Source organism: Massilia phyllosphaerae (genome assembly GCF_034659755.1).
Taxonomy (GTDB): Bacteria; Pseudomonadota; Gammaproteobacteria; order Burkholderiales; family Burkholderiaceae_D; genus Telluria; species Telluria phyllosphaerae.
Map to the genome: position 1 here is coordinate 125,909 of NZ_JAXSQX010000012.1, position 14,919 is coordinate 140,827.

A 14,919-nucleotide genomic window follows, 5' to 3' on the forward strand; every position below is an offset into this window, starting at 1 on the left:
CAACGCGTCATGCCCAGGTCATCGTTGTACTGTCAAAATTGATTTTACGCAATTTCTCGTGGTATTAACTAAGTATCGTTGAAATACATTGATTTTAGTCAAATGTAGCGCTAACACGGCATTATTCGAATCTGCGTAACCACTTATCAACTTTTATTTCACCGCCAACCGGAGGAAGCATGACCCCAGCACTCAATATCGAACGTTTCGCCACCCAACCGGCTGCCCGCCGCATGCCGGAATTCGTGACCCGGCGCATGGATGAGCACTATGTGACCCGTGTGGAAAAGCTGCTTGGCGGCGAACACATGCACGTCTGGGCGCCGCCGCAAGCCGGTGCGGTCATGCTGGCCGGCAACGACTACCTGTGCATCGCCAACGAACCGGCCCTGATCGACGCCCAGGTGCGCACCCTGCAAGGCACCCAGGGCCAGATGCTGATGTCGTCCGTGTTCTTGCAGGAAGGTAGTTATCAGCATCGCCTCGAAGCCAAGCTGGCCGCCTTCATGCAGGCCGAAGACGGCGTGCTCGCCCAGTCCGGCTGGGCGGCAAACGTCGGCTTGCTGCAGAGCATCGCAGAACCCGGCATTCCAGTCTACCTCGACATGCTGGCCCATGCATCGCTATGGGAAGGCGTGCAGTCGGCACAGGCCCTGCCGGTACCCTTCCTGCACAACAGTCCGGCCCATCTCGAGCGCCAGATCGAAAAACATGGCGGTGGCGTGATCGTGATCGACGCGCTGTACAGCACCAACGGCAGCGTCGCGCCCCTGCTCGAGTTCGTCGAACTGGCCGAGCGCAGCGGCAGCATCCTGATCGTCGACGAATCGCATTCGCTCGGCACCCATGGCCCGGGCGGCGCCGGCCTCGTGGTCCAGGAAGGGCTGACCGAACGCGTGCATTTCAGGACGGCGTCGCTGGCCAAGGCGTTTGCCGGTCGCGCCGGTTTCATCACCTGTTCGAGCCACTTCAAGGGCTACTTCCTGTCAGCATCGCGGCCGGCCATCTTCAGTTCCTGCCTGCTGAACCACGAACTGGCCTGGTTCGACGCCGCAGTCGATTTCATCAGCAGGGCGGACGAGCGCCGCGCGGCATTGCACCGGAACACGCAGGAGGTGAGGGTGCGCTTGAGCGAACTCGGCTATTGCATCGACGACGGCACCGAGCAGATCATCGCGCTGGAAGCCGGGCCGGAGCCGAAGACCCTGGTGTTGCGCAAGGCACTGGAAGCGCGTGGCATCTACGGCGCCGTGTTTTGCGCACCGGCCACCGCGAAGAACCGCTCGCTGGTGCGTCTGACCTTGAATTCCGGTATGACCCGGGAAGAGATCGAGAAGCTGGTGGCGGCCTGCGCCGACATGCGTAGCGAGGTCGACCTGGTCAACTGGTCGTCGTCGAGCCGTCGCAAGCGCATGCACTAGGCGCCTTGCGGGAAGGCGGGTATGGGGGAGAGCGCACCAGTGCGCTCCGGTGCCTGTTTTTTCTCCCGCAGCCCGCAGATTATTGCAACTAACCGACGATTGCCAAAGAACAAAAAACCGGCAGCCAGGAAGGATGGCACGCCGGCGTCCGAGCACGCGCGCTGTTGACGGAGACCGGATTCAGCCCGCAAGAGCATCGTCCAGGTGTCCGCCGCGCCGCGCACGGCTCATTTCGGGCGATACATCCTGAATAGTTGTTCCGCCCCGATTTCGAAGTAATCCGCCGGTCCGCCGCCGCGCAGGATGTGGCCTGCCGCGCCGGTATCGTAGACGCCGTCTTTCAGCAGCGAACGGTCGATATGGATGCCGACCACTTCGCCCAGCACCAGCCAGGTCGGCACCGTCTCGCCAGCGGCTGTCTGCAGCTGGACGATCTGGGTGCAGCGGCACTCGAAGGCCACCGGGGTCTCGCCGACCCGCGGCACGCCGACCAGGCGCGACGCGACCGGCGTCAAGCCGGCCAGCGCGAATTCGTCGACCTCGGGCGGCACCGCGGCGCAGCTTGCGTTCATCGGTTCGGCCAGCGCGCGGGTGGCGAGATTCCACACGAACTCGCCGGTCTGCTGGATGTTGCGCAGCGAATCCTTGGCGCCGATGCTGGCGAAACCGATGATCGGCGGGGTGTAGTTGAAGGCGTTGAAGAAACTGTAGGGTGCAAGATTCAGGATGCCGTCGGCGCTGCGCGACGAGATCCAGCCGATCGGACGCGGGCCGACGATGGCGTTGAAAGGATCGTGCGGCAAGCCGTGGCCGTTGCGCGGTTCGTAGAAGTGGATGTTGCTGGTCATTCTGTCTCCTTGATGCCAGACCGAACCATACATCATCCGCGCCGGCCGCGTGAGCGCAGCGGCGATTTTCAGTGTGCCGTGTCCGCCGCCGGCGGCGCTTGCGCCTCGGTATCGTCGGCGCGTTTCTTGCGCAAGCCGCGGTTGGCGGCGACCACGCCCACGCCCAGTAGTGCCAGGCTCAGCATCGCACCGACCGACGGCGCCGACAGCCAGCGCAGCGGCTGGCCCGGCGTCTCCGACGGTTCTTCCTGCGGCGGATCGGACTGTGGTGCCGCCTGCGTGACCGCGGGCGGGTCGAGCGGCGGCGCGCCGGCAAAGAAGGGGATCAGCGCCTGCACCAGCGCGGCCGTGTCCTGCGGCCCGCAGCTGGTCAGCAGCTTGCCGTCGCACACCACGTCCTGGTTGCGCCAGGTGGCGCCGGCATTCACCACGTCGTCGCGCACCCCCGGCCACGCCGTGACGGTACGGCCGCCGGCCAGCCCGCAGGACACCAGCAGCAGCACCGCCTGCGACATCAGCGCGATCGGCTGGTCCAGCGCATGGGCCTGGCGCAGGAAACCGCGTGCCGGGCCGGATTGGCGTAGCAGGTCCGGGCCGATGTAGCCGCCGGGGACCAGCAGGGCGTCGAAGTCGGCCGCGACGGCATCGCCGATGGTCTTGTCGACGCGCAGCAGGTCGGCCGACTGGTGCACGTGCATGGCACGGATGCGGCCGGGACGCAGGGCAATGACGGCGACCTCGGCGCCGGCGGCCTTCAGCGCCGTCACCGGCGTGACCAGTTCCGCCTGCTCGACGCCATCCGCGGCCAGCACGGCGACGCGCTTGCCGGTAAGTAGTTGCGGGCTCTCCATGTCGTCCTCGGGTCGAACAGCATGTCTGACAGAGTCTGCCGACAGGTCTTTAGTTCCGCAGGACGTCGCCGCTCAGCCCGGCAGCGGTGGATTGGTGGCCGACTTGACTTCCTTCAGCACGAAAGCGGTGTACACCTCCTTCACGCTCGGCAGGCCGTTGATCTCGTTGCCGGCAAACACACCGTAGGCTTCGAGGTCTTCGGCGACCACCATCAACTGATGGTCGTAACGGCCGGAGATGCGAAAGCAGGCCAGCACCTGCGGGATCCCTTGCACCGCCTCTTCGAAGGCCTGCACGGTGGCCGCATCCTTCTTGTCGAGCGAGATCTGGACCATGGCCATGACCTGGTAGCCCAGGCGGCGCGGATCCAGGCGCGCATGGTAGCCGCCGATCAAGCCTTCCTCTTCCAGCCGCTTGACCCGGCGCCAGCAGGGCGACGTGGTCAGCGATACGCGCTCTGCCAGGTCGGCGCTGGACAGGCGGGCGTCCGCCTGCAGTTCCTCGAGGATTCGACGGTCAATACGGTCGAGTTTGATATGCGACTTGCCCATTGCTTCAGTTTTTCCAAAAATCAGTATTTCGCGCAACAACCGTTCCAAAACGGATTATGACAGCGCTGTGAATATGGTAAATCTTTGCGATAGAGAAAGCCTATAATTTTTGTAAGAAGGCAAAAAAACAACAATAGCGGTTCGCCGCATCGAGGGAAACAACCACGCCGGTCAAACGCCGGCTTACGTCAGGCGCGTCATCACGTGTCCTGGCGGCAGCACCCCTCTGGAGACAGAAAGACAACGCCGACACGGCGCGCAGCTGCTCGTACCACTCCCGCATCACGCATCACGCATGACCGACCGTTTCACGGCGACCGTATTTTACGTATTTGATGTCATCTAAGGAGTAGTCCCGCATGTCCGCACCATCCACCCCACTGAAACCCTTCGCCGCCTTGCTGGCTGCCTTATTCGGCGCTGCCGTGCTACCGGCGACCGCGCTGGCGCAAAACGCCGAGGGCGCGAATCCGAACTTGCAACGCGTCGTGGTAACCGGTTCGTCGATCGCCCGTATCGACGGCGAGACCGCCTTGCCGGTGCAGATCCTGAAGCGCGAGGATATCGAGCGCGTCGGCGCCACCTCGACCGAGGAACTCGTCAAGCAGCTGAGCTCGCTTTCCAGCGCCGGCAGCTCGACCACGGTCGCCAACGCGTCCGGCTATGGCGGCGGCAGCATCGCCACCGTGTCGCTGCGTGGCCTGGGTTCGGCGCGCACGCTGGTGCTGGTCAACGGGCGCCGGGTGTCGGTGTACGGCGGCGGCTCGGCCGGCGCGGCGGGTTCGTCGGTGGACGTCAACAGCATCCCGCTGTCGGCCATCGAGCGGGTGGAGGTACTGAAGGACGGCGCGTCGGCCATCTACGGTTCGGATGCCATCGCCGGCGTGGTGAACTTTATCCTGCGCAAGGATTTCACGGGTCTCGAGATCAGCGGCAACTACGGCCAGACCAGTGACCGGCTCGGCCGCGACCGCAAGGCAACGCTGTTCGGCGGCCTCGGCCGCATGGACACGGACGGCTGGAATTTGACTGGTGGCATCACCGTCCAGCATACCGACCCGATCCAGGGTACCGACCGCGCCTTCGCGCGCCGCCTCAACGTCGCCGAGCAGAACGACTACACCTCGTCGATCGCCTTCCCGGCCAACGTGGTGCTGAACCGCAATGGCGTGCTCGGCAACCCGGCGCTGCCGAACTGCGGTCCGTATTCGCTGGTATCGCCGTACTCGAGTAACCGCTGCACCTACGACAACAGCCCTTACGTGTCGCTGCAGCCCGATTTCGAAAAAGCCAGCTTCATCGCCAACGGCCGCCTGCGCCTGAACGACGATGCCGAAGCCTACTTCGAATCCGGCTACACCAGGAACAAGATTACCTCGACCACCCAGCAGGTGCCGCTGTCCTACAACGCCATCACCACGGCGACCAACCCCTACGTGCCGGAATTCCAGAAGCTGATCGCGCAATACCCGCTGATGCAGACGAAGTACAGCAACATCGGCCGCGGCGGCTTCATCCTGATCCCGTCCAGCCCGTACTACCCGACCGCCTTCGCCGCCGCCAACAACCTGGCCGGCGTGCCGCTGCTGCTGAACTACCGCGACGTCGCCAACGGCCAGCGCAACACCCGCGACATCTCCGAAAACGGCCGCTTCGTGGCCGGTGTGCGCGGCACCCTGGCCGGCTGGGACATGGACAGCGCTTTCCTGTACACCCAGAGCAAGGTGCACCAGAACCTGCTGTCGGGCTATGCCCAGTATTCGCGCGTCCTGCCGATCTTCAACAGCGGCGTGATCAATCCGTTCGGCGAGACCACCGACCAGGCCGCGCTCGACGCCGTGCGCGCCGCCGAGTTCCGCGGCACCAGCTACAGCTCGAAGACCTCGACGACCTCGGTCGACATCAAGGGCTCGCGCGAGATCTGGACGCTGCCGGCCGGCGCGGTCGGCATGGCGCTCGGCGCCGAGCTGCGCCGCGAAAAGTTCCAGTACGACCCGTCGGTCGCGATCCAGACCGGCGATATCGCCGGCCTCGGCGGCAATGCCTTCCCGGTCCTCGGCGCCCGCAACGTCGGCTCGATGTATGCGGAGTTCAGCATCCCGATCATCAAGAAGCTGGATGCCGACGTCGCCGTGCGTTACGACAACTACCAGGGCGTCGGCCACACCGTCAATCCGAAAGCCTCGCTGCGCTGGCAGCCGACCCAGAGCCTGATGCTGCGCTCGGCGGTGGGCAAGGGCTTCCGCGCACCGTCGCTGACCGACCTCAACACCCCGCAGGCGACCGGCATCACCGGCAACGGCTCGCGCGACTTCGTGCGCTGCCCGAACCTGCAGACCGGCGCGCCGCGCGACTGCAACTTCCAGTTCACCACGATCACCGGCGGCAATCCGAACCTGAGCCCGGAAAAATCGATCTCGATGACGGCGGGCGTGCTGTGGGAACCGGTCAAGAACGCGTCGATCAGCCTGGATGCCTTCCGCATCAACCTGAAGGATGCGATCGTGGTTGGCGGCCTGAGCTCGACCTACTTCCTGGCCAACGCCGACCGCACGCTGCAGTATGCGCAGTTCATCAACCGCGGCGCACCCGACGGCAACGCGGCCGGCGTCGGCCCGATCGAATCGATCGTGCAGACCAACGCCAACCTGTTCAAGACCCAGGTCGCCGGCGTCGACCTCGACGCCATGTACCGCGCGCGCTTCGGCAACGGCAACCGCGTCAACTTCCGCCTGGCCGGCACCTACATGAGCAAGTTCGACGTGCAGGGCCCGGACGGCAGCTACACCAGCTCGCTCGACCAGGCGCTGAACGCCTCCGGCGGCGTGGTGGTGCGCTGGAAGCACAATGCCAGCGTGAGCTGGGAAAACGGTCCGTACGGCGTGAGCCTGCTGCAGAACTACCAGAAAGGCTATACCGATGCGCTGGCCAGCCAGGTGGCACGCACCTCGACCCCGCGCAAGGTCGATGCCTACCAGACCTTCGACCTGCAGCTGACCTACGCCGGCATCAAGAGCACCAAGCTGGCGCTGGGCGTGAAGAACCTGTTCGACCGCGATCCGCCGTACACCAACCTGACCTCGAACTTCCTCGGCGGCTACGACGTCAGCTACGCCGATCCGCGCGGACGTTTCATCTACGTCAACGCCAGCTACACCTTCAAGTAATTCGCGCAATCCAGTACCACAGTAAAGGAAACACCGATGCATCCGACTTTGAAACACAGTGCCGTCGCCGCCATGCTGCTGGCGGCGACCTGCGCCGCCCAGGCCGCCGATCCTGATATCAACAAGCGCCAGGCCGACATCGACGCCATCGTGCGCGAGATATCGCCCAAGCGCATGCACGACTACGTCGAAAAACTGGTCGGCTTCGGCACCCGCCACACGATGTCCGACACCAAGTCGGACACGCGCGGCATCGGCGCCGCGCGCCGCTGGATCAAGAGCGAACTCGAGCGTTGCGGCGCCGGGCGCCTGGAAGTCGCCTTCGACAGCCACGTGCACCCGGTGATGGCGCGCCTGTCGGCCCCGACCGAGATCGTCAACGTGGTCGCCACCCTGCCGGGCACCCAGGCGGAATCGAAAGACCGCATGTACGTCGTCAGCGGCCACTACGACAGCCGCGTCACCGACGTCATGAACGCCACCGACGACGCACCGGGCGCCAACGACGACGCCTCCGGCACCGCGGCGGTGATGGAAATGGCCTGCGTGATGGCCAAGCACAAGTTCGACGCCACCCTGGTGTTCATGGCGGTTGCGGCGGAAGAGCAGGGCTTGCTGGGCGCCGAGAACTGGGCCAAGCTGGCCAAGGAAAAGAACTGGAACGTGGCCGGCATGTTCGACAACGACATCATCGGCAACTCGCACAGCGACGAAGGCAAGAAGGACGCCAGCCAGGTGCGCTTGTTCGCCGAGGGCGTGCCTCCCGGCAAGGAGATCCCGGAAGCGCTGCGCACCCTGGTCGCCACCGGCGGCGAGAACGACACGCCGACGCGCCAGCTGGCGCGCTACGTCAAGTTCGCCGGCGAGCGCTATGTGCCGAACTTCAAGGTCACGATCGTCAACCGGCGCGACCGCTACCTGCGCGGCGGCGACCACATTCCCTTCCTCGAGCGCGGCTTCCCGGCGGTGCGCTTTACCGAGTATGCGGAAGACTTCAGCCACCAGCACCAGGACCTGCGCACGGAATCCGGCAAGAAGTACGGCGACACGATCGAGTACATGGACTTCGACTATGCCGCCAAGATCGCCCGCGTGAACGCCGCCGCACTGGCCTCGCTGGCGCTGGCGCCGGCGGCGCCGAAGGATGTGCGCGTCATCACCAAGAACCTGACCAACAAGACCGAACTGGCCTGGTCGGCCAACGCCGAGCCGGACGTCGCCGGCTACCGCGTAGTGTGGCGCGACACCACCGCGGCCGACTGGACCGGGTCGAAGTTCGTCGGCAACGTGACGAGCTACACCAGCGACCTGTCGAAGGACAACGTGTTCTTCGGCGTGCAGGCGATCGACAAGAGCGGCAACATCAGCCCGGCGACCTATCCGCTGCCGGCACGCTGAGGTGTCACTCGCGCAGGCTGTGCTTGTCCATCAGCCTGTACATCGTCGTGCGCGAGACGCCCAGCTCGCGCGCGGCGAGGCTGACGTTGCGGCCGCTGCGCTCGAGCGATTCGAGCAGCGCCGCGCGCTCGCTGTGGCCGCGGGCATCTTCCAGCGGCGCCGTGCCCACTGTGGTGGCGCCGGCGCCGCCGCCGGCCAGGCCCAGGTCGTCGGGGGTGATCAGGCGGCCGTCGGCCATCACCAGCGCACGCCGCACCCGGTTGATCAGTTCGCGGACATTGCCCGGCCAGGCATGCTCGAGGATGGCATGGACGGCACGCTGCGAAAAGCCCTGCAGGCGCGGTGATTTTTCGTTCGCATAGCGCCGAAAGAAATGTTCGGCCAGCACCATCAAGTCGTCGCGGCGTTCGCGCAGCGCCGGTACCTTGAGCGGCAACACCGCCAGGCGGTAGAACAGGTCTTCGCGGAAGTTACCCGCGGCGACGGCGTCCTGCAGGTTGACGTGGGATGCCGCCACGACCCGCACGTCGACCGCGATCGAGCGGGTACTCCCGAGGCGGGAGATCGTTTTCTCCTGCAGGAAGCGCAGCAGGTTGGTCTGCAATTCCTGCGGCAGGTCGCCGATCTCGTCCAGGAACAGGGTGCCGCCGTGGGCGGCCTCGATCAGGCCGGCCTTGCCGCGCGTGGCGCCGCTGAAGGCGCCGCGCTCGTAGCCGAACAGTTCCGAGTGGATCAGGCTGGGCGCGATGGCGCCGCAGTTGATCGGTATGAAAGGCCCCGCGGCATGCGCCGACTGCGCGTGGATCGCCTGCGCCGTCAATTCCTTGCCGCTGCCGCTTTCGCCCCAGATCAGTACGGGTGCCGTGACCGCGGCCACGCGTTTGATTTGATCGCGCAAGCGCATCATCGCCTCGGAATCGCCGGCCAGCGCCTTATCGTCGGGCGGGCGCTGCGCGAGGCCGACGCCTGGGTGGCGCCTCAGCATGGCCCAGCCGTGCGCATGCCCCAGCGTGTACCCGAGCCGCACCGGATCGAGCGGCAGGGTGTGGTAATCGCACAGGTGCTCGACGATCAGCTTGCGGCAGCTCGGGCTGTCGAGCGCATCGGGCGCGAATATGCCCACCCACTGCACATGGCCGTGGTGGCGCAGGAAGTCGGCAAGCACCTTCGTATCCGCATGGCCATCGTGCAGCACCAATCCGACACCATAGACACGCGCGCTCAACAGGCGCCGGGCGTCGACCAGGTTCGCCACGAAGTGGACGTCCCACGCGTGCATGGTTTCCGATTGAAAATTCGCGGGACGCGCATTGCCGACATCAATGCACAAGACTTGTTTCATATAAACATCTCCGTGAGGACAAGACAGCCTGGAGTGGGTGCCGGTTGTTCTTATACGGACGAGATGCCGGATCGGATTCGGGATGGTGCATGTTGGCGACGACGGCGGACTTCATGTGTCGGCGAACGGTGGAGTTCGCTTTCGCGAGCAGATGATAGTCAATACAGTTGTTGCAAATGATTCTCATTAACGTTAGGATGCTGGTTTTGTTAAATTACAATCAAGCAACGTCCTAATGAGAAATATCGTTCACGCGCGGCTGCCTCTGGTCGCCGTTGCCTTGTCGCAGGCCTTTTCCGTTATCGCCCAAGCCCAGGAATCGGACGATCAGCTGACGCAGACCGTGCGCGTCACGGCCACGAAAGCGCAAGGCTTCGTTCTCAAGACAGTCGAGGCGGGCAGTTTCCGCGGCGCCGACGTGATGGACGTGCCGTCCACCGTGAATGTGGTCACGCGCGAGGTCCTGGAATTGCAAGGTGCGGCCGGCCTGTACGATGCGGTACGCAATACGGCGGGGGTCACGCGCCAGCAAAATGGCGGCGACACCTGGGACCAACTGGTCATCCGGGGCATCGCCGTTGAAAATCGCACCAATTACCGGCTCAACGGCACGCTGCCCATCATGAATTTTTCGCAGGTGCCGATGGAAGACAAGGAGCGCGTCGAAGTCCTCAAGGGCGCGACCGCGCTCTATTACGGCTTTACCTCGCCGGCCGGGGTAGTGAACTTCGTGACCAAGCGCGCGGGCAGCGCGCCTGTGACCACGCTGGGCATGACCGTCGACCAGTTCGGCACGGCGGTCGCAAGCGCCGACATCGCGCGCCGCTTCGGCAGCGACAATCAGTTCGGCGTGCGGATCAACGCTGCCGGTGGCACGCTCGGCTCGTTTCTCGACGATGTGGGCAACGGTAACCGGCGCTTCCTGTCGGCTGCCCTGGACTGGCGTGTCGGCACTCGCCTGAAGCTGCGGGCCGACCTCGAATACGACAGCCGCCGCGTCACCGAACAAGCGGCCGTCGCCCTGCAGACGGCGGTCAACGGCGTGATCACGCTGCCGCACGCCCTCGATGCGCGCAAGCTGGTCGGACCGGATTGGGCGATCTTCAGCGCGCAGACCAGAAACGCACAGTTGCGCGCCGACTGGGCGGTGAGCGACGGTTGGGCGCTGACGGTCGAAGCCGGTCATTCGGACATGGCGCGCGACCGGCGGCTGGCGATTTTCCGCTTCAATAATGCGGCGGCCGTCGCCACTGGTAGCGGCCGCATCACCGGCAACATGCAGCACCACGTGGTCGACGCCGACATGGCGCGCGCGGAATTGGCAGGCAATCTCGTGACCGGCGCGATCACGCACGACCTGACCATCGGCGCGACAAGGACGAACAAGACACAGGATCCGATCTATCAGGCGAACTACACGATCGCGTCGCAGAACCTTTACAACCCGGTTGCCGTGGAAAACGTCACCTTCGGGGCGTTTCCAAAAGCACCCACTACCGCGGCACTGGCAAGCTACGACAAAGGTGTTTACGCGATCGACCGCGTGACCTGGGGGGCGTGGCAAGCCATTGCCGGCGCGCGTGCCGTCAAGTACCAGAGCGAGCAGGGTGCAAACCGGTACAGCGTGAGGGAGACGACGCCCATGCTGGCGCTGGTGTACCGTCCAGCCGCCGACCTGTCCTTCTATGCTTCAGCGGCCGAGGGCCTCGAAGAGGGCGAGACCGCGCCTACCGGCAGCGCCAACCAGAACGTTCGCATGCCGCCGGGCGTCAGTAGGCAGAAGGAACTTGGCGCGCGCTGGCGGGGAGGGGCCGGATTCCTGCTGCAAGCCGCCTTGTTCGACATCGACAGGCCCGGGTACTACACGAACGCCGCCAACGTCTTCACGGCCGACGGCAAACAGCACTACCGCGGCATCGAATTCTCGGCGCAGGGGAAGCTGACGCGTCGATTGTCGTGGCAGGGTTCGGCGCAAGTCATCGATCCCGAATTCCAGCATGTTGGCCCACTATACGACGGCAAGCTGCCGGAAAATGCTGCCCGCCAGACTGCGAGCACCTTCCTGTCGTACGATGTCAATGCGATCCATGGCTTGTCCCTCAATGCCGGTGCGTACTTCACCGGCCGTCGTCCTGTCAACGACCTGGACCAAGCCTTCTTGGGTGGCAATACCTTGTTCAGCGTCGGCGCACGCTATATGCACGACCTGATGGGCAAGCGTGCGACTTGGCAGATCAACGTTGACAACGCGGCCGACAAGCGCTACTGGGCCGGCGCCGGCACGCGCCTGGCTGCCGGCTTGCCGCGCGTCGCCAAGCTGACCGTCAAGGTGGATCTGTAATGCGTGGGACGACGGTTTCGCATCGCCCGGCGTCCAAGTGCTGATGGGCGCAAGGGCGGGGCGAACGTTGTGTATGGGCTCAGCCCATGATGGTGCTTGAGCGTCTGCTTGTGGCCAGTTTCAGACGTATTGCAGCGTCTGCTATCGACCCAGAGCAGACCTTCGATGGCTCCGCTAAATCGGCTCGACTGGGCCAGTTATGCCAATAATTTTTCCATGCTGAAATTATGAATTGCCACGCCACATACGCTCAGTTCGTTCCGCCTTATCAGCGTAAATCCCTGCTTCGCAAACAGATGCCGTGCCAGTTCACTGGCCTCCACATGCAGCAGTGGCATTGACCTAGACCTAGCGTGCTGTTCAACGGCGCAATATAGCCTAGAGCCCAAACGGCGCCCATGTGCTTCAGGCGCGATGTACAAAAAGTCGATGTGACCGTCGGCCTCCAGATCAACCCATCCTAGAACGTTGCCTGCTAAGTCGTTTGCTACTATCACATGGCGGCCGTCGCCACTGCGCTCACGGATTTTTTCTGCTGAGACCGTTCCAGCCCATGCTTTCACTTGGGCGGTTGAATAGGCTGTCGGCCCATAGTACGAAACGGACCGCTCGTAAAGGCGCGCCAGGTTTTCTGCATCTGATCGTTGATACAGACGCAAGGTATACCCCGCCATATCGGGGCATGGGTTGCGGTTCAATTTAGCAGTATCTTGCATGTTAATTCGATGTTTCAATGCGCAAATTTTGGGGAAAATCCGGCGATCAATGACCGACCGCTCCTGGCCGAACCCGGCCGTTGTGCCCAGCATAGCAGTTCACCAGACTTACAATCCAGTGGCCGCGGCGACAGGCTGCATCCGACCCAAAGCGGACCTGCTGCATGGCTATCAGAGTCAACCGACAGCACCGCTTTTTCGGAGTTCCCCACCGACTGCATACACGCGCTGCCCATGGCAGCAGGCATCAAAGTGAATTCCCTTCCCGTTTCCCTAGTGCGTAGCCGGGCCAGATCATAAATATGAAGGCAAATACCCCGGCAAAAAACAGGGTCGATCCGACAACCCCCGACTGCTGTGCGAACGAAAAAATGGCACCAAGAAGTATTGGAACTGTTAACAAACCTCCAGCGAAGATTCGGTGAAGCGTCGACCTCCCTATTAGATCAGGCCAAATTCCAACGTAGATAAATCCTCCGGTGACTAGTAATAGGCATAAAAACGCGCCAATGAAAATCAGTCCAGGAGCAATGAATGGCTCGCCTTGAGGTGTCGCCATCACCAGGGCGCAGACTAAGCACCCCGGTATGAAAATCAAAATGCCAAACAATGCAGCCAACGCTGGAAAGATCCTCAGCATAAAACCCTCCTTAAAGTGCCGCGTTGGCAACACGTCTGCTTTTGGCCGATCTCGGCCGTTGGCCCCAGCATATCAGGTTGTCGTCGAGGAAAAGTCACCAACGGTCACGACAGTCCGGAACCGACCCATTGCAGCCATTCGGATGGTCATTGGAGATTTACTAGCGCAGACTCAAAGGGAGCGGGTTAAAGCATTGCAGTAAATTACTGAATCGATTGCTCCGCCTTTGAGTTTTGATGTCTGCAATATGATATTAAAGACTGCGCTGTAAGCAAAACCGTCGGTTTCAAGAACTAGCCCGCCAACGAGTTCATTCGGTTTACTTGTCGGCCCCGTGTTGGGAAAAAGGTCGAATTTTTGTCCGGCAGCTCTCAGTATTTTGTTCGCCTGTTCAGTAGATTTTCCAACCTTGGATTCAACCGGTCGACGCAACAAGTTGGCTGAATCGTTCAGCGGGTGTTTGATATTCTAAAGTCTTCCTTGGTCGCTCATTCAGTTTGCGGGCAACTTCATTGAGTTGAGCCTGCGAGTATGACGAGACATCGACGCCTTTGGGGAAGTACTGGCGCAATAGCCCATTGGTGTTTTCGTTACTGCCGCGTTGCCACGGGCTGTGCGGATCACAGAAGTAGACATCAATGTCGGTAGCAAGCGTAAAGCGCTTATGGTCAGCCAGCTCTTTACCCCTGTCCCAAGTGAGCGATTGATAGAGTTCCTGGGGTAATTCGCGTGCGTTATCGATCAATGCATCGATAACTGTTTCGGTGTCTTTGCTGGCGACTTTTACCAACATGACATAACGGGTCTGACGCTCAACCAAAGTGGCGATCTGGCTGTTACGGTCCCCGAACAACAAGTCGCCCTCCCAATGGCCAGGTACCGCTCGATCTTCGACTATGGCAGGCCGTTCGCTGATCGATACCGTATCTTTGATCCTGCCGTGGTTGTCGGTTTTTTGTGTGTGATGACGCGATCGGCGCATGATCCGGGGCCGCCGAAGATGCGCTAACAGCTCTTTTTTCAGCGCACCACGTGCCTGAATGAAGAGGCTACGATAAATCGTCTCATGCGACACCTGAAAGTCCTCATCCCCTGGAAACGTATGCTTGAGCCAACCGGCAATTTGCTCTGGCGCCCACTGTAATTGAAGTTTGGTGGCCACTATTTCTGCCAGCATAGGATTGCCCACCAGCTTACATGTCTTGGGACGTTGGGCACGCCTCCAGGCAGCATCGTCGGCACAGTTTGCTCGATAGCTCACCTGGCCGCCATTTCGGCAGATCTCGCGGCTAATTGTAGAAGGTGCTCGTCCAAGAAGTTGGGCGATTTGCCGGACCGGATGACCAGCAGCTAACGAGCGCGATATCTCTTCCCGCTCTGCCAGTGACAAGGCTAACCTTGACCGCTGCCTTTGCGCAGGGCGAATGCCTACAGACTCGGCAAGAATTCGCTGTATCGATGAGTGATTTCGATCGAACAGCGCGGCAATTTGATGAAGCGATTCGCCCTTCTTCCAACGCTCCCACATGAGCGCCTTCTGCGTTTCTGTATAGTAGATCCTAGGTCTCTGCTTCATCCGCAACACTCCTTCTGCTCATGCAGAGTTTAGTGTGTTGCATTGACCAGTTGAATCCAAGGCCGAT

The 14,919-nt window shown here is 62.4% G+C and carries 11 protein-coding genes; 4 read left to right on the forward strand and 7 right to left on the reverse strand.

The window, feature by feature from the left end; translation table 11 throughout:
• The first annotated feature begins 179 nt into the window (after positions 1-179).
• Complete coding sequence (gene cqsA, locus U1H99_RS29415) at positions 180-1,421, forward strand: alpha-hydroxyketone-type quorum-sensing autoinducer synthase (protein ID WP_323145045.1); 1,242 nt, start codon at positions 180-182, stop codon at positions 1,419-1,421.
• A 227-nt stretch (positions 1,422-1,648) separates the two neighbouring features.
• Here cqsA and U1H99_RS29420 read toward each other — a convergent pair whose 3' ends face one another.
• From U1H99_RS29420 to U1H99_RS29430, 3 genes are all read right to left on the reverse strand, one after another.
• Complete coding sequence (locus U1H99_RS29420; RefSeq protein ID WP_323145046.1) at positions 1,649-2,269, reverse strand: flavin reductase family protein; 621 nt, start codon at positions 2,267-2,269, stop codon at positions 1,649-1,651.
• Positions 2,270-2,337: 68 nt separating this feature from the next.
• Positions 2,338-3,120 carry a DJ-1/PfpI family protein gene (locus U1H99_RS29425; RefSeq protein ID WP_323145047.1) on the reverse strand — a complete coding sequence of 261 codons (783 nt, stop codon included), beginning with the start codon at positions 3,118-3,120 and terminating at the stop codon, positions 2,338-2,340.
• A 72-nt stretch (positions 3,121-3,192) separates the two neighbouring features.
• Positions 3,193-3,672, reverse strand: coding sequence for an Lrp/AsnC family transcriptional regulator (locus tag U1H99_RS29430; RefSeq protein WP_323145048.1), 480 nt, complete (start codon positions 3,670-3,672; stop codon positions 3,193-3,195).
• Between the two features lie 359 nt (positions 3,673-4,031).
• Between U1H99_RS29430 and U1H99_RS29435 the strand changes: the two genes are divergently transcribed.
• Together U1H99_RS29435 and U1H99_RS29440 are read left to right on the forward strand one after the other, a co-directional pair.
• Positions 4,032-6,839: a TonB-dependent receptor gene (locus U1H99_RS29435; RefSeq protein ID WP_323145049.1), complete on the forward strand. Its 2,808-nt coding sequence runs from the start codon at positions 4,032-4,034 to the stop codon at positions 6,837-6,839.
• Between the two features lie 36 nt (positions 6,840-6,875).
• Positions 6,876-8,237, forward strand: coding sequence for a M28 family peptidase (locus U1H99_RS29440; RefSeq protein ID WP_323145050.1), 1,362 nt, complete (start codon positions 6,876-6,878; stop codon positions 8,235-8,237).
• A gap of 4 nt (positions 8,238-8,241) precedes the next feature.
• Here U1H99_RS29440 and U1H99_RS29445 read toward each other — a convergent pair whose 3' ends face one another.
• Positions 8,242-9,579, reverse strand: coding sequence for a sigma-54 dependent transcriptional regulator (locus U1H99_RS29445; protein ID WP_323145051.1), 1,338 nt, complete (start codon positions 9,577-9,579; stop codon positions 8,242-8,244).
• A 235-nt stretch (positions 9,580-9,814) separates the two neighbouring features.
• Between U1H99_RS29445 and U1H99_RS29450 the strand changes: the two genes are divergently transcribed.
• Entirely contained in the window at positions 9,815-11,920 is a 2,106-nt protein-coding gene (locus tag U1H99_RS29450) for a TonB-dependent siderophore receptor (RefSeq protein WP_323145052.1), read from the forward strand.
• Between the two features lie 197 nt (positions 11,921-12,117).
• Here the strand turns inward: U1H99_RS29450 and U1H99_RS29455 are convergent, their stop codons facing one another.
• From U1H99_RS29455 to U1H99_RS29465, 3 genes are all read right to left on the reverse strand, one after another.
• Positions 12,118-12,729: a GNAT family N-acetyltransferase gene (locus U1H99_RS29455; RefSeq protein WP_323145053.1), complete on the reverse strand. Its 612-nt coding sequence runs from the start codon at positions 12,727-12,729 to the stop codon at positions 12,118-12,120.
• A gap of 154 nt (positions 12,730-12,883) precedes the next feature.
• On the reverse strand, positions 12,884-13,276 hold the full coding sequence (locus U1H99_RS29460; RefSeq protein ID WP_323145054.1) for a hypothetical protein: 393 nt from the start codon (positions 13,274-13,276) through the stop codon (positions 12,884-12,886).
• Positions 13,277-13,691: 415 nt separating this feature from the next.
• A complete protein-coding gene (locus U1H99_RS29465) occupies positions 13,692-14,852 on the reverse strand; it encodes an IS30 family transposase (RefSeq protein ID WP_323141227.1) in 1,161 nt (386 codons plus the stop codon).
• Positions 14,853-14,919: the final 67 nt, after the last annotated feature.